Here is an 18,897-nt window from a genome sequence, read left to right on the forward strand (position 1 = left end):
GGTTTTCTTTTTATGTTTGTGTTGTTAAAGGTCGGAATTGCACCGTTCCGCTTTTTGGAGGCCATGTGTTTACCTTAACGTCTGGTAATAAGCAGTTAGTATTGGACTCGCCCAAAGTCATGGGCATTTTGAACGTTACCCCTGATTCATTTTCTGATGGTGGTAAATTCTCCCAATTTGATTTGGCATGTAAGCATGCAGACGAAATGATTGCCGCAGGCGTGCATGTTATCGACATCGGTGGTGAGTCTACCCGCCCCGGAGCTGCAGAAGTTTCAGAAGCCGAAGAGCTCGACCGTGTTGTGCCATTGGTAGAGTATGTAGCACGAAATTCAGACACCTGGATCTCGGTCGATACCAGCAAAGCTGCAGTGATGCGTGAATCAATCGCCCATGGCGCACATTTGATTAATGATATTCGCTCTCTAACTGAACCGGGCGCATTAGAGGTTGTCGCGGAAGCACAAGTCCCCGTGTGCATTATGCATATGCAAGGTCAGCCAAAAACGATGCAGCAAGCGCCGCAGTACGATGATGTTGTGGCGGAAGTGATTGAATATTGTCAGCAGCGCACAGCTGAGTGTATTGCTGCAGGATTGACCAAAGAGCAAGTTATCCTCGATCCGGGATTTGGCTTTGGTAAAACACTAGCGCATAATTATCAGCTATTAGCGCAGTTGAATCGATTTAGTGATTTAAATCAGCCGTTACTTATCGGATTGTCAAGAAAGAGTATGATAGGTAATCTATTACACCGTCCTGTTGAGCAACGTCTCGCTGGTAGCCTCGCAGGGGCTATGCTCGCTGCTCAGCAAGGTGCACATATTATTCGCGTTCATGATGTGCAGGAAACGCTTGATGTGCTGCGGGTTATGACGGAAACGCAATCGGCTGGCCGTTGAGAATTTAGTAAAAGGTACAAACGTGGGTAAACGGAAATTTTTTGGTACTGATGGTATTCGTGGCAAAGTTGGCGCAGGCAAGATGACGCCAGAATTGGCATTGAAACTAGGCTGGGCCGCTGGGCGAGTTTTATCCCGCAATGGTACGCGTAAGGTGCTAATTGGCAAAGATACGCGAATTTCTGGTTATCTGTTTGAATCAGCACTCGAAGCTGGACTATCGGCAGCGGGCTTAGACGTCTTGTTGATGGGGCCAATGCCAACTCCAGCAGTGGCATATCTTACCCGAACCTTCCGTGCAGAAGCCGGCATTGTGATTAGCGCGTCGCACAATCCCTATTATGACAATGGCATTAAGTTCTTTTCCTCGCTCGGCACCAAACTTGATGATGCGTTAGAGTTGGAAATCGAAGCTGAGTTAGAGCGTCCGTTAGCCTGTGTAGAATCTCACTTACTGGGTAAAGTATCACGTATCAGTGACGCTGCTGGCCGTTACATCGAATATTGTAAGGGTAACTTTCCTACCGATCAGACACTTGAAGGATTAAAGATCGTCGTCGATTGCGCTCACGGCGCTACCTATCATATTGCGCCAAGTGTTTTCCGAGAGTTGGGTGCAGACGTCATTGTGATAGGTGATAAACCTAATGGTACCAACATCAACGACAAAGTCGGTGCGACTTCCATGGCTGCAATCTGTAGCACCGTGGTTGAGGAACAAGCAGATTTAGGTATTGCCCTCGATGGTGATGGTGACCGTATCATGATGGTTACCAAAGAGGGACGTGTCGTTGATGGTGATGAGATCCTGTACATTTTAGCGAGTGACACTTATCACCGTGGGCTGTTACGTGGTGGTGTAGTCGGTACTCAAATGTCGAATTTAGGCTTAGAACTCGCCTTAAATGAATTGAATATTCCATTTGCGCGCTCCAAGGTCGGTGACCGTTACGTGATGGAAATGCTGGCTGAGAAAGATTGGCGCATTGGCGGAGAAAACTCTGGCCATATTGTCAATTTAGATCATGGCACCACCGGCGATGGCATCGTAGCGGGTATTCAGGTTTTGGCGGCCATGTGTCGTCGTCATCTGACTTTGGAACAGTTGATTGAGCCAATTACCTTATTACCACAAGTATTATTGAACGTACGTTTCGAAGGTAATAGCAATCCTATTGACTCAAGCGAAGTTCAGCAGGCGGTTGCTACCGTTGAGCAAAAGTTAGCGAATACAGGTCGTGTTCTGCTGCGCAAATCAGGGACTGAACCGCTGATCCGTGTTATGGTGGAAGGCACTGACGAGGCAGTTGTTACTCAACATGCTGAGTATATTGCCGCCGCAGTCAAGCAAGTTGTTTAAACAAAACGCTTATAAATAAATCATAAAAATTAAATGGTTAAGTGTTATTACTACGGGGTGTGATAACACTAAGCATAAAAAGTGTTCGAACGTCGTTGAAAACACAAAATTTGTTGGGCTGGGTATTGTAACTTGATAACTGGTCCGCTATTATTCACGCCGCTTTCTAAGGAGATGGTCAATGGCTCTTAGACGCCCGATGGTCGCCGGTAACTGGAAAATGAATGGTAGTGCGTTATTGGCGCAAGAGCTATTCAAGAAATTTGCCGCAAAGCTCAATAATGACGCCGTTGAGGTGGTTTTATGCCCTCCAACTGTTTATCTGGAAAGTGTTAGGCAGCAGCTAGAACTGCACCGAGAAGCGCTTAATGGTTCGATTGTTCGAATGGGAGCGCAAAACCTGAGTCAGCACGATTTTGGTGCTTACACAGGTGAAATCTCTGGCGGTATGTTGACTGACGTTGGTTGTAAATATGTCATCATCGGACACTCTGAAAGACGTAGAATGTACGGTGAAACCAGCGATGTAGTCGCCGAAAAGTTTGCTGCAGCACAAAAGCATGGTTTAACACCGATTTTGTGTGTGGGTGAGTCAGGTCCGGCACGTGAAGCACGGCGGACATTTGAAGTCCTCGCAGAAGAATTGGATGTCGTCATTGAAAAAAATGGCACCATGGCCTTTGATAACGCCATTATCGCCTACGAGCCACTATGGGCTGTAGGAACTGGTAAAAGTGCGACGCCTGAACAGGCACAGGAAGTGCACGCGTTTATTCGCAAACGCCTTTCTGAAGTTTCACCCTTTATCGGTGAAAATATAAGAATTTTGTACGGTGGCAGTGTGACGCCGAGCAACGCGGCTGATTTGTTCGCCCAACCTGATGTAGACGGTGGACTAATTGGTGGCGCAAGTTTGAACTCTACCGAGTTCTTGAGTTTGTGTGCCATAGCAACGAGCGCGTAATTATGTACCAAGTACTGATTGTAGTTTATCTGTTGGTAGCATTAGCCCTGATCGGTCTAATCCTGATCCAACAGGGTAAAGGAGCTGATATGGGAGCCTCTTTTGGCGCCGGTGCATCAGCAACTTTGTTTGGTTCTTCAGGTTCAGGTAACTTTCTGACAAGAAGCACCGCAATTCTGGCAATTTTATTCTTCGTTTTGAGTTTGGCGATTGGCAACATGAGTGCTAACCACGCTAAGCAAGAAGATAGCTGGCAAGATTTAGGTGCGGCTGGTGCGGTGAAAACTGAACAGCAAGCGCCAGTCACTCCAGCGCCTCAGAAATCTGAAGAGAAAATTCCAGACTAAAAGCAATTTTAGCCGAGGTGGTGAAATTGGTAGACGCGCAGCCTTGAGGTGGCTGTGACCTAACGGTCGTGCGGGTTCAAGTCCCGCTCTCGGCACCAAGTTAATTCTGTTTAAACTGGTTAGTTTACACAGAGTTATTGCAAGTTTTACGCTAACTAAGTAAAATTGCAGCAGTTGACGCGGGGTGGAGCAGCATGGTAGCTCGTCGGGCTCATAACCCGAAGGTCGTCGGTTCAAATCCGGCCCCCGCAACCAGCTCCAAGTGTTATCATATAGGTAACACTAATACAGGTTCTCGGAACAGCAACAGCCTCGTATTAAACGGGGTTTTTTGTTATCTGAACCTAGCGTTTTACTGCGACGTTCGGCAGTGTGATACTGGGGCTATATGCCCTTTTTTAGTTTCAGGAGTATTCATTTGGCAACATTGGAATCAAGACTCGAAGAGATGCTGACACCGGCGATAGAAGGTTTAGGATATCAGCTTTGGGGCATTGAATTCGTGAAGGCGGGTAAGCATTCAACGCTTCGCATCTATATTGATAGTGAAAATGGCGTGAACATTGAAGATTGCGCGGCTGCGAGCCGTCAAGTCGGTTCAGTGCTGGACGTTGAAGATCCTATTCCGTCTGAATATACCCTGGAAGTATCTTCTCCCGGACTAGATAGACCACTTTTTAAAGCCGCTCAATATCAAAGCTATATCGGTGAAGATGCCAAAGTGCAACTGACAATGCCGGTAGCTGGAAGCCGTAACCTTAAAGGTTGTATCACCCAAGTAGATGGGCAGATGTTGACGCTGAAAGTGGATGGTAAGGAACTGGTTATTGCCTTGGATAACATCCGAAAAGGCAACTTGATAGCTAAATTTTGATGAATTCAAGGTGAACGAGGCAAGACATGAATAAAGAAATTTTGCTGGTCGCTGAAGCGGTATCCAACGAAAAGGCCGTACCCCGTGAGAAGATTTTTGAAGCCTTGGAAATCGCACTGGCTACCGCTACTAAAAAGAAATACGAAGGTGATATCGACGTTCGTGTAGCGATCGACCGTAAGAGCGGCGACTATGAAACATTCCGTCGCTGGTTAGTGGTAGACAACCAAGGCGAATTGCTCGAAAACCCATATCGCGAAATCACCTTGGAAGCGGCGCAGATCGACGCGCCAGATATCCAGCCTGGTGAATATGTCGAAGATGAAATTGAATCTGTTCAGTTTGACCGTATCACAACGCAAACGGCTAAACAGGTTATTGTGCAGAAAGTCCGTGAAGCTGAACGTGCGCAAGTTGTTGAACAGTTCATTGATAAAGAAGGCGAACTGGTTACCGGTATTGTGAAGAAATCTAACCGCGATAGCATCGTGGTAGACTTAGGTAACAACGCTGACGGCGTCTTGTACAAAGAAGATATTATTCAACGTGAATCTTTCCGCCCAGGCGATCGTGTGCGTGCATTGCTGTATGCGGTACGTCCTGAAGCTCGCGGAGCGCAACTGTTTTTAACTCGCACTAAGCCAGACATGCTTATTGAGCTGTTCCGTATTGAAGTACCGGAAATTGCTGATGAGATGATCGAAGTGATTGGTGCGGCCCGTGACCCAGGTAGCCGCGCGAAAATTGCGGTGAAATCTAATGACCGCCGTATCGATCCTATCGGTGCGTGTGTGGGGATGCGTGGTGCTCGCGTGCAAGCCGTGACTAACGAGCTGAGCGGTGAGCGTATTGATATTGTGTTATGGGACGATAACCCAGCACAATTCGTAATTAATGCCATGGCGCCTGCTGATGTGGCCTCTATCGTTGTAGACGAAGATAACCATTCTATGGATATCGCGGTAGAAGCTGACAGTCTGGCACAAGCCATTGGCCGTAATGGTCAGAACGTTCGTTTGGCGACTCAACTTACGGGTTGGGAGCTGAACGTAATGACAGTCGACGAACTGAATGCTAAGCATCAGGCCGAGAGTGCTAAGGTGACTTCACTATTCGTGAACGCTTTGGATATCGACGAAGACTTTGCTCAAGTCCTTGCTGACGAAGGTTTCACTTCTCTTGAAGAAGTGGCCTATGTACCAGCATCTGAGCTGTTGTCTATCGATGGTCTTGATGAAGATATCGTCGCTGCGCTGAGAGAACGTGCGAAAGCTGCGTTGTCGACTCGCGCACTGGCCTCAGAGGAAGCGCTGGACGGAGCCCAGCCAAGTGACGAATTGCTCGGATTACCAGGACTGGAACGCCATCTCGCGTTTGTACTCGCCAGCAAAGGTGTAGTTACTCTTGAAGATTTGGCCGAGCAAGGTATTGACGACTTGATCGATATTGAAGAATTGACAGAAGAGAAAGCTGGTGAGCTGATTATGGCTGCCCGCAATATCTGTTGGTTTGGCGAAGAAGCATAAGTCGGTCAACAGAGAGGGGAGTTAACGGATGGCAGATACAACCGTACAAAAGTTGGCCATAGAAGTTGGAAAAGACGTTGACCGTCTTATCGAACAGTTTGCGAAAGCCGGTATCAAGAAGAGCGGCAACGACGAAGTAACCGAGTCAGAGAAGCAACAGCTGCTTGATTTTTTGACCAAGCAGCATGGCGGAGAAAGCGTGCCTTCAAAAATGACCTTACAACGTAAGACTGTTTCAACCCTGAGCGTTTCAGGCGCCGGTGGCCAGTCAAAAGATGTAAAAGTAGAAGTTCGTAAAAAGAAAACCTTCGTTAAGCGTGACGTTGCTGAATTAGCGCGCCAGGCAGAAGTTGAAGCCGAAGAGAAAGCACGTGCTGAAGCCGAAGCAAAAGCTGCGGCAGAAGCCAAGGCTAAGGCAGAAGCTGAAGCGAAGGCTAAAGCCGCTGCAGAAGCAAAAGCTAAAGCAGAGGCGAAAGCGAAGGCTGCGAAGCCGAAAGCCGACGAAGCTGCTAAAGAAGAGCTGGAAGATACTCCGGAAACTAAAGCTGAGAAAGCAGAAGCTGCGCGTATCAAAGCTGCGCAGGAAGAAGCTGTTAAACGTAAAGCTGACGAAGAAGCTGCTCGCGCTGCTGAAGAAGCACGCCGCATGGCTGAAGAAAATGCCAAGCGTTGGGAGCTGGAAGAGAAAGAACGTATTGAAGCTGAGAAGCGCAACGACCACCACATCACTACCTCTAAAGTTGCTCGCGCAGCCGAAGACACCAGCGATATGGAAGAAGAGAAACAAGGTCGTCGCAGCCGTCATAAGAGTGCCGGTAAAAAACGTTCTAAAGATGCTCGTCAAAGTAGCGAAGGCGGACGTGAGCGCGATATTCGCAACAAGAAAGCTGCGAAGTCGAACAAGCATGGCTTTAACAAGCCGGTTGCTGCGGTAAATCGTGACGTTCGTATTGGTGAAACCATCACTGTGGCTGACTTGGCACAGCGTATGGCCGTTAAAGCCACTGAAATCATCAAAGCGATGATGAAGATGGGCTCAATGGTGACCATCAACCAAGTACTGGACCAAGAAACTGCACAACTGGTAGCAGAGGAAATGGGCCACAAAGTCATCCTCGTTCGTGAAAACGAACTAGAGCATGAAGTACTGGCTGACCGTGACGGCGAAGATGTCAAAGTAGAACCACGCGCACCGGTTGTTACCATCATGGGTCACGTTGACCACGGTAAAACCTCGCTGTTGGACTACATCCGTCGCACTAAAGTGGCATCAGGCGAAGCCGGTGGTATTACTCAGCACATTGGTGCATACCACGTTGAAACTGACAACGGCATGATCACCTTCCTGGATACTCCAGGCCACGCTGCGTTTACCGCAATGCGTGCTCGTGGTGCGCAAGCGACCGATATCGTAGTACTGGTGGTTGCAGCAGATGACGGCGTAATGCCACAAACCATCGAAGCTATCCAACACGCAAAAGCCGGTGGCGCGCCACTGATTGTTGCTGTGAACAAAATGGATAAACCAGAAGCTGACGTAGACCGCGTGAAGAGCGAACTGTCGCAACACGGCGTAATGTCAGAAGAGTGGGGCGGCGACAACATGTTTGTTTACGTTTCTGCCAAAACTGGTCAAGGCGTTGATGAATTGTTGGAAGGCATCCTGCTGGAAGCGGAAGTACTCGAACTTAAAGCAGTTCGTGACGGCATGGCAGCTGGTGTTGTAGTTGAATCTAAACTCGACAAAGGCCGTGGCCCTGTAGCGACAGTATTGGTTCAAGAAGGTACATTGCACCAAGGCGATATCGTACTGTGTGGTCTTGAGTACGGTAAAGTTCGTGCGATGCGCGACGAAGACGGTAATGAGATCAAAGAAGCTGGTCCATCAATTCCAGTAGAGATCTTGGGTCTGTCAGGTGTGCCATCAGCCGGTGATGAAGCAACTGTTGTTAAAGATGAACGTAAAGCGCGTGAAGTTGCTCTGTATCGTCAAGGCAAGTTCCGTGAAGTGAAACTGGCACGTCAGCAAAAAGCGAAACTGGAAAACATGTTCGCTAACATGACTGAAGGTGAAGTTCAGGAATTGAACATCATCCTGAAAGCTGACGTACAAGGTTCGCTGGAAGCGATTTCTGACTCACTGCGTAAACTGTCTACCGATGAAGTGAAAGTGAACATCATCGCGAGCGGTGTAGGTGCTTTGACCGAGAACGATGCGACTTTGGCTGCTGCGTCTAGCGCAATCATGGTAGGCTTTAACGTTCGTGCCGATGCGCAAGCACGTAAAGTGATTGAAGCTGAAAGCGTTGACCTGCGTTACTACAGCGTGATCTACGATTTGATTGATGAAGTTAAATCAGCGATGAGCGGTATGCTGTCGCCTGAATTTAAACAACAGATCATCGGTCTGGCTGAAGTTCGTGACGTGTTCAAATCACCTAAGATTGGTGCAATTGCGGGTTGTATGGTAACTGAAGGTACCGTTAAACGTAGCGCGCCTATCCGTGTATTGCGTGACAACGTGGTGATCTACGAAGGTGAACTTGAGTCACTGCGTCGCTTTAAAGATGACGTTAACGAAGTTCGTAACGGTACTGAGTGTGGTATCGGCGTTAAGAACTATAATGACGTTCGTGTTGGCGACCAAATCGAAGTGTTTGAAACCGTTGAAGTGGCGCGTAGCCTGTAAGCGGTATCACAACAGATATTGGGCGGCTACGGCCGCCCTTGTTGGTTTAAGAGGGTAAGAAAATGGCGAAAGAATTTAGCCGTACCCGGCGTATTGGCCAGCAGCTGCAGCAAGAGCTAGCGCTGGTACTACAACGCGATATGAAAGATCCGCGCATTGGCATGGTGACAGTTAACGACGTGGAAGTATCGCGCGATTTAAGCTTCGCAAAAGTATACGTGACATTGTTTGAAGAAGATCCGCAGGTGATCAACGACAAGATGGCCGCGTTGATGAAAGCAGCACCGTACGTACGTACTCTGGTGGCTGGTCGTATGAAGCTGCGGGTGATGCCTGAATTGAAATTTGTTTATGACGCATCACTTGTAGAAGGGATGCGCATGTCTAACTTGGTGAGTCAAGTCATCAGTTCAGATAAAGCAAAGCAAGAGCAATTTGGCGCTGAAGCTGAAGATGAGCAAGGCGAGGAACAGGATTAATGGCAAGACGACCGAAAGGCCGTTTTATCGATGGTATCGTGTTATTGGATAAGCCAACAGGTATCAGTTCCAATCACGCGTTGCAGCAAGTAAAGCGTTTTTATCAGGCCGCTAAAGCCGGACATACCGGTGCGTTGGATCCACTGGCAACCGGTATGCTACCTATTTGTCTTGGGGAAGCGACTAAGTTTTCCCAGCATCTACTCGATTCAGATAAGCGTTATTTGGTAACCGCCAAACTTGGTCAGCGTACCGACACCAGTGATTCCGATGGTGAAGTGGTCGAGACTCGCCCAGTTAATTTCACACAAGCGATGCTCGATGAGGCGTTAGGCAGTTTCCGTGGTGAAACCATGCAAACACCGTCAATGTTCTCTGCACTGAAATATCAAGGTCAGCCACTGTACAAATACGCTCGCGAAGGTAAGACCGTACCGCGTGAAGCGCGGCCTATTACAGTGTATGAATTGCTTTTTGTCGGGTTAGAGGGCGATGAGCTAACGCTGGATATTCACTGCTCAAAAGGGACGTATATTCGTACCATCATTGACGATTTAGGTGAACAGCTCGGCTGTGGCGCACACGTCATTATGTTGCGTCGTACTCAAGTTGCCGCTTATCCCGCAGATAGAATGGTGACGATTGAGCAGCTACAAACCTTAGCCGAACAGGCCAAAGTCGCGCTAGATGATGACGCCCGCTATGCTGAGTTAGATGCATTGCTGTTGCCGATGGATACTGCTGTGGCTGACCTTCCAGAGTGCCATTTGTCAGATGCTGTAGTCGGTTATGTGATGCACGGTAACCCGGTACGCTTTGACGGTCCGGCTGCTGGTACCTTAGTCAGAATTACCTATGGTGAACAGCATCAGTTTATTGGCATCGGAGCGATGACCGATGATGGTCAGTTAGCACCGAAGCGGTTAGTGGTTTCACCGCAAAAAACTGCGGACTAAGCTTGCGGTACATGGGCAGGCACGCTATTATGCGCAACCTTCGGCTGAGTTAGTGATCGGCTGGAGTTTAATTTAGATTATTTTGGAGAAACTCATGTCACTAAGTACTGAACAAAAAGCAGAAATTCTGGCGAAATTTGGCCGTGGCGAAAACGACACTGGCTCACCAGAAGTTCAAGTTGCCCTGTTGACTGCACAGATCAACCATCTGCAAGGTCACTTCAAAGAGCACAAGAAAGATCACCACTCACGTCGTGGTCTGCTGCGCATGGTTAGCGCACGCCGTAAACTGTTGGCTTATCTGAGCAAGAAAGACAACGCACGTTACGTTGCTCTGATTCAAGAACTGGGTCTGCGTCGCTAATCCAAGTTCTGAACAAAAAAGGAGGCTGAGGCCTCCTTTTTTGTTGCCTTGGGTTAATGCTTACGAGCTCACTTGCTTGCTGTGGGGCATTAAGTAAAGCTGTTCAAATTCTTCTAACGGCAATGGTTGGCTGTAGTAAAACCCTTGGCCAATAATACAGCCATTACGTTTTAACCACTGTTCCTGCATTTCGTTTTCTATTCCTTCAGCAACAATATTGAGATCTAATTGTTTGCCTAATGTCAGAATCGTTGAGGCAATGGCACTGTCATGGGGGAGATCGGAGATAAAAGCACGATCAATCTTCAGCGTGGTGATGGGAAGATGGCGCAGATACGAAAGTGATGAATAGCCTGTGCCAAAGTCATCAACGGCAATGCCAAAGCCTGCGGACTTAAGTTGTTTGAGTTTATTGATGGCGAGATCAATATCATCCATCAAGGATGTCTCGGTAATTTCTATTTCAATCAGGCCTGGATCTATCTGATAGCGCATCGCCATACGCTTGATATCGGGGATAAGACTGGCGTCGGCAAACTGCTTCGACGATACGTTGCAGGCAATGATGGTCGATGTGTTATACAGCTTTTGCCATTTACTTAACACCTTACATGTCTGTTCCAGCACCCAGCGCCCAATAGGGATGATAATGCCGGTTTCTTCCGCGACAGGAATAAAGGTTACTGGACTAATCAACCGCCCATCGCGTTGCCAACGGATCAGTGCTTCACAGCCAAGCAGCTCGCCTGTGGTGATATCCAGTTTGGGCTGGAAATACAGTAAAAACTCATTATTGACGATAGCATCATGCAGCGATGCTTCAGTTCTCAAACGTACTGCCGCCTTTTCTGTCATCTGCTGTTTGAAGAAGGACCATTGGTTTGAGCCAGCGGCTTTCGCGCTATACATCGCCATATCGGCATGACGGATCAGGTCTTCCGGCGTTTGACCATCATCGGGAAATAGCGAAATTCCCACCGAGGCGGCGGGATGTACCGAATGGTCATCCAATTTGATTGGGTTTTGCAGTTGCCGCAGCAGCCTATCAACAAATTCAGCGGCTTCGTTGGCTGAGCGAATATCATCATGCATGATGACAAATTCATCTCCGCCTAAGCGCGCAACTGTGCCGCGATTACCAACGAAACGTCGCAAAATACTCGCCACGCGGATGAGAAATTGGTCACCGAGTGCATGGCCAAGCGAATCGTTGACGTTTTTAAAACGATCTAAGTCGATAAACAGCAGCGCAAGTGGCTGGTTGCGCGATTTAGCGCGCTGGATTGCCACCGCAATGGTTTCTAACAACAAGGTACGGTTGGGCAGGCCGGTCAAGCTATCACGGGTGGCGAGTTTGCGCAGCTTATTCTGGGTTTGGGTAAATTGCAGCAGGATCTGGTTTAGCTTGTTGGTCACTATGCCCAATTCATCATCGTCGTGGTTACGAAACGTCGGTAGCAAGTGATTGTCAGGTGATTCTGGATCGATGCGATCGATGGCTTCACCAATTTTGGCAATCGGTTGGGTGAGAAAACGGTGAAAAATGTAAGACAGCACTAAGGTAATAAACAACGCTCGGGCGAGCGTGGCAGTAAAGCTGAGTTTTAGTTGGTCAATTAAGGTTTGCGTTAATTCGCGCGTATTGTAGTCAATGTAGACCTGACCAATCAGCTCGGGCGCTTTACTCTTAAATGACTCAGATTGGTGATGCAGCTCGCGAGATACCTGTTTTAGCGGGCCAAATAGACGGCTGCCTATCGCGGCATACATATCGTTTTGGTTAACAGTTTCATTCCCGGTACTGACAAACTTTGACTCATCGTCCAACACCACTTTGGCACTGGCAACATGGTCGACTTTTAAAATACCTTCCAATGTTTGGGTGGCTAATCCGGTATCTAATGCCCACACAGCGTTTTCTAACGGCTGTTCAACCGAGTCGAGCAGCTCCTGTTGATCGTTAATCAGGGCACTGGTTTCAGCTTTGACCACCATTAATACTTCGAAGATAAAAATGGCAATTGCAAAAAATAACGCTGTCACTACCACTAAGGTTGTTTGTTTAAACGTCAGTGATTTAAAGCGCGTTTTTCCCATTCGCAATTTTCCCACCATAGGATACAAGGCCATGAAACTAAGATTAGCCTATAACTCGTTGTTAAGACGCCTTCAAAGTTGCATTTTTACAAAAAAAACAGTTGCGGCAAAGTTGGTCAAGAGCTTTATTCATACAGAAGCAATGCTGTATACTTACGCGCGAAAATTAAGGTAATTAATTAAGGAATGGGTCACGTGAATCCAATAGTTAAGAGTTTTGAGTATGGTCAGCATACTGTCACCCTGGAAACAGGTGTTATCGCACGTCAAGCCGATGCGGCCGTTATGGCAAGCATGGGCGACACTACAGTTTTAGTAACTGTTGTCGGTAAAAAACAGGCAGACCCTGGCCGTGACTTCTTCCCTCTTACAGTGAATTATCAGGAAAAAACTTACGCTGCTGGTAAGATTCCGGGTGGTTTCTTTAAGCGAGAAGGACGTCCATCAGAAGATGAAACTTTGATCGCCCGCCTTATCGACCGTCCTATTCGTCCACTTTTCCCTGATGGTTTCACCAACGAAGTTCAGGTTATCGTGACTGTAGTTTCAGTTGATCCACAGATTGAGCCAGACATTGTTGCAATGATTGGTACATCTGCTGCGCTGGCAATTTCTGGTATTCCATTTAACGGTCCTCTGGGCGCTGCTCGTGTAGGCTATGTAAATGGCGAATACATCCTCAACCCAGGTGCGGAAGCTCTGGTTGATAGCCAACTGGACTTGGTCGTTGCAGGTACGCAAGCTGCGGTTCTGATGGTTGAATCAGAAGCTAAAGTACTGGCAGAAGAAGTGATGTTGGGCGCGGTTGTATATGGTCACGATCAACAACAAGTGGTCATCAACGCTATCAATGAGTTTAAAGCCGAAGCCGGTAAGCCAGCTTGGGATTGGACTGCGCCAGCGAAAAATGAAACCTTGGCTGAGAAAGTCAAAGCAGCTGCTGAAGCGGGTTTGACTGAAGCTTACCAAATCACCGCTAAGCAAGAGCGTTATGCTGCTGTTGCCGACGTTAAGAATGCTGCAATTGCGCAGTTAGTGGCTGAAGATCCAGAACTCGATACGCAAGAAGCTGACAACCTGCTGGGTAGCTTGGAAAAAGCGGTTGTACGTAGCCGTATCATCAAAGGTATGCCACGTATCGACGGTCGTGAACCAGACATGATCCGTGCTCTGAGCGTGATGGCTGGCGTATTGCCACGTACTCACGGTAGTGCACTGTTCACCCGTGGTGAAACTCAAGCACTGGTAACTTGTACGCTGGGTACTGAGCGTGATGCGCAAAAAATCGACTCTATCATGGGTGAGCGCACCAACCGCTTTATGTTGCACTACAACTTCCCTCCATACTCAGTAGGTGAAACCGGCATGGTTGGTTCACCAAAACGTCGTGAAATTGGTCACGGTAAACTGGCATGGCGCGGCGTTAATGCAGTAATGCCTTCTGCTGAAGAGTTTCCATACTCAGTACGTGTAGTATCAGAAATCACTGAATCTAACGGTTCAAGCTCTATGGCTTCAGTATGTGGTACTTCACTGGCATTGATGGATGCAGGTGTACCTATCAAGACTTCTGTTGCGGGTATCGCAATGGGCTTGGTAAAAGAAGGCGATGACTTCGTAGTACTGTCTGACATTCTGGGTGATGAAGACCACCTGGGTGACATGGACTTCAAAGTAGCGGGTACTCGCGATGGTGTTACTGCACTGCAGATGGACATCAAGATCGAAGGTATCACCAAAGAGATCATGGAAATTGCACTGCGCCAAGCTTACGGTGCCCGTGTACATATCCTGAACGTGATGGACCAAGCGATTAACTCTGCGCGTTCTGACATCTCTGAACATGCTCCACGTATCACTACCATCAAGATCAACCCAGAAAAAATCCGTGATGTTATCGGTAAAGGCGGCGCAACTATCCGTGCACTGACTGAAGAAACCGGTACTACCATTGAGCTGGAAGACGACGGTACTGTGAAGATTGCTTCAAGCAATGGCGAAGCGACTAAAGAAGCTATCCGCCGCATCGAAGAGATCACTGCTGAAGTTGAAGTGGGCCGTATCTACAAAGGTAAAGTTATCCGTATCGTTGATTTCGGTGCGTTCGTTAACATCCTGCCTGGTAAAGATGGTCTGGTACACATCTCGCAAATCTCTGAAGAGCGTGTAGCCAACGTATCTGATCACCTAGAACTGAACCAAGAAGTTGACGTGAAGGTGATGGAAGTTGACCGTCAAGGTCGCGTACGTCTGTCTATCAAAGAAGCTAAACCTGCGGCTGCAGAACAAGCTGAATAATTTCAGTTTGTAACAAGCTTAAGAAGGAGATCTACGGATCTCCTTTTTTATTGCTCATCGAAAAATAATGCCGTAGGGTGGTCAAGCTTTATTGGCGAGCTGTTAAGGCTGTTGATAAGATTAATGCTTAAACGAAACAAAAAGGATGTGTGAATGAGCGGGAAAGTGCGTGCCGTATTGATGGCACTGATCGCTGGGTCTGGTTTATTACTCACTGGCTGTGCAAGCAAACCTGACAACGACGTTCAGGGACAATTGCTAGTCGCCCCAGTCTTGAATGACTACAAGTTGGAAATGACCTTAGCTAAGCTCAGTGAAATCCTTGTTTCGGCAAAATTAACTGAGGAGCAGCGCGCGCGTTTTCTCTACGAGCGTGGTGTGATTTATGACCGCTTGGGGCTACGCCTAATGGCGCGGATCCAATTCCATGAGGCTCTCACCATCAAACCTGATTTAGCAGATGCCTATAATTTTATGGGGATCTACTTTACCCAGGAAGGTGACTACGAGAGTGCATTTGAATCTTTTGACTCAGTGCTTGAGTTAATGCCTGATTATGATTACGCCTATTTAAATCGAGGCTTAGCACTGTATTACGCTGGTCGTCCGCAATTGGCGGTTAAAGACATGAAGACTTTTTTCGCCAGCGACCAACAAGATGGCTATCGTGCTTTGTGGCTTTATCTGACTGAATATGATGTGAATGCAACCCAAGCTATGACGCAATTGCAGGCAAACCGGGCATTACTCCCCGCAGATGGATGGGCCAGTGATATTGTCGATTATGTGCTTGGCAAACATAACGATGCCGAATTGTTAGCGCTAGCTAAGAAGCAACTTAAACAACCTCGTGAGTATGTGGAACGTCTCTGTGAAGCCTATTTCTATATGGCGAAAGTGGCAGAAGAGCAGCAGAAAAATCATAAGGCAGCACAATATCTGCGTTTAGCCTTGGCCACTAATATTTACGATTTTGTCGAATATCGCTATGCCAGAGTCGAGCTGGCAAATCTACTCAAAGCCGAGCAACCCGCAGAGTAATCTTATGCCGATGCGCACTTGAGTGCGCATCGTTTATCCTCCAGTATTCATTTTTTCCTGCCGATTGAAAGCGCTACGGATGTCGTCTTTTCGGTTGAACTTACCTTATGTACACCGTCAAATCGCTTTACTTGCCTATGTTGATTGTTTCTGCGGCGCAGATCAGCGAAAATACCGCACTTTAAAATTGTATGTGTATGAAGCGGGCGCACCTAACGGGTGTTTTTGCTATTGCTTCCTGTTAAACAGAAGATTGTTAATTCATGTCGAACTCAGCCATTGCCACAGAAATCGGTAAACGCCGAACTTTTGCGATTATCTCGCACCCCGATGCCGGTAAAACCACCATCACTGAAAAGGTATTGTTGCACGGACACAAGATCCAGCAAGCCGGTACAGTAAAAGGTCGTGGCTCTAGCCACCATGCGAAATCTGACTGGATGGAGATGGAAAAAGAGCGTGGTATTTCGGTAACTACTTCGGTTATGCAGTTCCCTTACAATGAGTGTCTGGTGAACCTGTTGGATACTCCGGGCCACGAAGACTTCTCGGAAGATACCTATCGTACATTGACTGCGGTTGACTCCTGCTTAATGGTAATCGACGCCGCTAAAGGTGTGGAAGACCGTACTCGTAAACTGATGGAAGTAACCCGTCTGCGTGACACCCCAATCGTGACCTTCATGAACAAATTGGACCGTGATATTCGTGACCCAATGGAGCTGCTCGATGAAGTAGAAAGCGAGCTCAACATGATGTGCGCGCCGATCAGCTGGCCAATTGGTTGTGGTAAATCATTTAAAGGTGTTTACCACCTGCATCGCGATGAAACCATTCTGTATCAAACCGGCCATGGTCATACGATTCAGGAAGTACGCATCATCAAAGGCATTGATAACCCTGAGCTGGATGATGCGGTAGGCAGTGACTTAGCTGCGCAATTGCGTGATGAGCTGGAACTGGTGCAAGGCGCCTCCAACGAATTTGATTTAGAGCTGTTCTTGAGCGGTGAACTGACGCCGGTATTTTTCGGTACCGCATTGGGTAACTTCGGTGTCGACCACATGCTCGATGGCTTGACCGAATGGGCGCCAGCACCGCAACCGCGTGAAGCTGACGTGCGCACCATTGAAGCTTCTGAAGAGAAATTCAGCGGCTTCGTGTTTAAGATCCAAGCCAACATGGACCCTAAACACCGCGACCGTATCGCCTTTATGCGCGTGGTATCGGGTAAATACACCCAAGGCATGAAAATGAAGCACGTGCGTATTGGTAAAACCGTCAGTATCTCTGACGCGGTAACCTTTATGGCGGGCGATCGCGAGCGTGCTGAAGAAGCATTCGCTGGCGATATCATCGGCTTGCACAACCACGGCACGATCCAGATTGGTGATACTTTCACCCAAAACGAAGATCTGAAATTCACTGGTATTCCTAACTTTGCGCCAGAGATGTTCCGCCGCATTCGCCTAAAAGATCCGCTGAAACAAAAACAATTGCTTAAAGGCTTGGTGCAGTTGTCAGAAGAGGGCGCGGTACAGGTGTTCCGTCCACTGGATAGCAACGATTTGATCGTAGGCGCGGTCGGTGTGCTGCAGTTTGAAGTGGTCGTTGCCCGCTTGAAATCTGAATACAACGTGGAAGCGATTTACGAGCCAATTAACGTCGCAACTGCGCGTTGGGTTTACTGCAACGACGCCAAGAAAATGGACGAATTCCAACGCAAATGTTCAACTAACTTGGCCTTAGATGGCGGCGACAACCTTACTTACATTGCGCCGACGATGGTCAACTTAAGTCTATCAATGGAACGTTATCCTGACGTTGAGTTTGCTAAAACGCGCGAACATTGATAAAAAAAGCGGAGTACTTACTCCGCTTTTTTTATGTCGGACATCATCATGAAAGCAATCGCTCAATTGATTACTCGTTTGTGGCAGCGTTACACCGCGTGGTGTGACCGTATGGGCTTAACCGAAGATAATCGCCGCTGCTGTATGCCGCGATTATCTGATCCGCCACTGGAAAAAACACCACCAAGAAAAGCACAAGACGACCACTAATGTTTGGCGTGTTTGTGTCTCCATCATTGTGCTCTTTAATTGCGTGAGTACGGTATGTTACTGACGGATACTCACGCCCATCTCGATTTTGTCGACTTCGACCCCGATCGCGATGACCTTTTTCAATCTATGCGCAGTCAGGGCATTGGCAATGTCATTCTGCCAGGTGTCGAGCCTGCACAATGGCCGCGCATGCTAACGATAGCGCAGCAATTTGGCTGGCGTTACGCACTCGGTATTCATCCTTGGTATCTACCCACGTCTGACGTTGAGGCGTTAGAGCAACTAGAACAATTGCTGCAGCAATATCACGCTGACAAGGCGCTAGTCGCGGTTGGTGAATGTGGTTTAGATAAACTGCGCGCCAAACGTATGGCGGAGCAGGGTGACGCCAAGCATTGGCAGCGGCAACGGAGGCTATTTGAGCAACAACTAGGTTTGGCAGAGAAATTTTCATTGCCATTGATAGTGCACGCAGTGCAGTGTCATGGTGAGATGTTGCCATTATTGCAGCGCGCTCAGCACCGCCAAGGTGGGGTTATTCATGGTTTTAGTGGATCATTCGAAGTAGCACTGCAATACTGGCAGCTTGGTTTTCGGCTCGGTATTGGCGGATTATTACTCAATCCTGCGGCGAAAAAGCTACGCGCTGCGGCAGCAAAATTACCGGTGGCGGCCTTGTTAGTCGAAACCGACTCACCCGATATGACGCCGATAAACGCGCCATTCTCGCGTAATACCCCGCTCACCTTATTGGCGGTCGTGGCAGAGTTGGCACATTTACGGAATTTATCGGTTGTTCAGCTGTCAGAACAGCTTGAAGCAAATTGTGTTCAATTGTTTGAGCGGTAAACAGTTTTCACTAAACGTGGCTGCGCTGTTGAAATTAATGCTGTAACTCAATGAAAAACAACTGTAAAAAGTCATGTTCACAAGG

The 18,897-nt window shown here is 47.9% G+C and carries 16 protein-coding genes and 2 tRNA genes; 17 read left to right on the plus strand and 1 reads right to left on the minus strand.

The window, feature by feature from the left end; all coding sequences use genetic code 11:
* Positions 1–65: 65 nt before the first annotated feature.
* The 12 genes from folP to rpsO all read left to right on the plus strand — a co-directional run bounded on the left by folP (position 66) and on the right by rpsO (position 10,461).
* Positions 66–902 (plus strand): dihydropteroate synthase, encoded by an 837-nt coding sequence (folP, locus tag HR45_RS12720; RefSeq protein WP_037443493.1) that lies wholly within the window; start codon positions 66–68, stop codon positions 900–902.
* Positions 903–924: 22 nt separating this feature from the next.
* Positions 925–2,262, plus strand: a complete 1,338-nt coding sequence (glmM, locus tag HR45_RS12725; protein WP_037443495.1) for a phosphoglucosamine mutase — start codon at positions 925–927, stop codon at positions 2,260–2,262.
* Between the two features lie 181 nt (positions 2,263–2,443).
* Complete coding sequence (tpiA, locus tag HR45_RS12730; protein WP_037443497.1) at positions 2,444–3,226, plus strand: triose-phosphate isomerase; 783 nt, start codon at positions 2,444–2,446, stop codon at positions 3,224–3,226.
* A 2-nt stretch (positions 3,227–3,228) separates the two neighbouring features.
* The gene (gene secG, locus HR45_RS12735; protein WP_037443499.1) at positions 3,229–3,573 is read left to right on the plus strand and encodes a preprotein translocase subunit SecG; all 345 of its coding nucleotides are present in this window, start codon (positions 3,229–3,231) and stop codon (positions 3,571–3,573) included.
* Positions 3,574–3,584: 11 nt separating this feature from the next.
* A tRNA-Leu gene (locus HR45_RS12740) sits at positions 3,585–3,671 on the plus strand.
* 80 nt (positions 3,672–3,751) lie between these two features.
* Positions 3,752–3,828: transfer RNA gene (locus HR45_RS12745), tRNA-Met, on the plus strand.
* A gap of 163 nt (positions 3,829–3,991) precedes the next feature.
* Positions 3,992–4,447 carry a ribosome maturation factor RimP gene (gene rimP / locus HR45_RS12750; protein ID WP_037443501.1) on the plus strand — a complete coding sequence of 152 codons (456 nt, stop codon included), beginning with the start codon at positions 3,992–3,994 and terminating at the stop codon, positions 4,445–4,447.
* A 26-nt stretch (positions 4,448–4,473) separates the two neighbouring features.
* Entirely contained in the window at positions 4,474–5,973 is a 1,500-nt protein-coding gene (gene nusA / locus HR45_RS12755) for a transcription termination factor NusA (RefSeq protein WP_037443504.1), read from the plus strand.
* A gap of 28 nt (positions 5,974–6,001) precedes the next feature.
* Positions 6,002–8,662 (plus strand): translation initiation factor IF-2, encoded by a 2,661-nt coding sequence (infB, locus tag HR45_RS12760; RefSeq protein ID WP_037443506.1) that lies wholly within the window; start codon positions 6,002–6,004, stop codon positions 8,660–8,662.
* Positions 8,663–8,724: 62 nt separating this feature from the next.
* Positions 8,725–9,141, plus strand: coding sequence for a 30S ribosome-binding factor RbfA (gene rbfA, locus HR45_RS12765; RefSeq protein ID WP_037443508.1), 417 nt, complete (start codon positions 8,725–8,727; stop codon positions 9,139–9,141).
* Complete coding sequence (gene truB / locus HR45_RS12770) at positions 9,141–10,097, plus strand: tRNA pseudouridine(55) synthase TruB (RefSeq protein ID WP_037443510.1); 957 nt, start codon at positions 9,141–9,143, stop codon at positions 10,095–10,097. Before rbfA ends, truB begins: the two co-directional genes overlap by 1 nt.
* A gap of 94 nt (positions 10,098–10,191) precedes the next feature.
* A complete protein-coding gene (gene rpsO / locus HR45_RS12775) occupies positions 10,192–10,461 on the plus strand; it encodes a 30S ribosomal protein S15 (RefSeq protein WP_037443512.1) in 270 nt (89 codons plus the stop codon).
* A 60-nt stretch (positions 10,462–10,521) separates the two neighbouring features.
* Here rpsO and HR45_RS12780 read toward each other — a convergent pair whose 3' ends face one another.
* A complete protein-coding gene (locus HR45_RS12780) occupies positions 10,522–12,558 on the minus strand; it encodes a putative bifunctional diguanylate cyclase/phosphodiesterase (protein WP_037443515.1) in 2,037 nt (678 codons plus the stop codon).
* A 195-nt stretch (positions 12,559–12,753) separates the two neighbouring features.
* On the opposite strand from HR45_RS12780, the gene pnp reads away from it, so the two are divergent.
* From pnp to HR45_RS12800, 5 genes are all read left to right on the plus strand, one after another.
* The gene (pnp, locus tag HR45_RS12785; RefSeq protein ID WP_037443518.1) at positions 12,754–14,856 is read left to right on the plus strand and encodes a polyribonucleotide nucleotidyltransferase; all 2,103 of its coding nucleotides are present in this window, start codon (positions 12,754–12,756) and stop codon (positions 14,854–14,856) included.
* Positions 14,857–15,009: 153 nt separating this feature from the next.
* Positions 15,010–15,897: a lipoprotein NlpI gene (gene nlpI / locus HR45_RS12790; RefSeq protein ID WP_037443522.1), complete on the plus strand. Its 888-nt coding sequence runs from the start codon at positions 15,010–15,012 to the stop codon at positions 15,895–15,897.
* Positions 15,898–16,160: 263 nt separating this feature from the next.
* Positions 16,161–17,750: a peptide chain release factor 3 gene (gene prfC / locus HR45_RS12795; protein ID WP_037443523.1), complete on the plus strand. Its 1,590-nt coding sequence runs from the start codon at positions 16,161–16,163 to the stop codon at positions 17,748–17,750.
* 48 nt (positions 17,751–17,798) lie between these two features.
* Entirely contained in the window at positions 17,799–17,960 is a 162-nt protein-coding gene (locus HR45_RS19540; RefSeq protein ID WP_187327382.1) for a DUF5363 family protein, read from the plus strand.
* A 54-nt stretch (positions 17,961–18,014) separates the two neighbouring features.
* Entirely contained in the window at positions 18,015–18,812 is a 798-nt protein-coding gene (locus tag HR45_RS12800; RefSeq protein WP_241461121.1) for a TatD family hydrolase, read from the plus strand.
* Positions 18,813–18,897: the final 85 nt, after the last annotated feature.

It is taken from the genome of Shewanella mangrovi (assembly GCF_000753795.1).
Lineage (GTDB): Bacteria > Pseudomonadota > Gammaproteobacteria > Enterobacterales > Shewanellaceae > Shewanella > Shewanella mangrovi.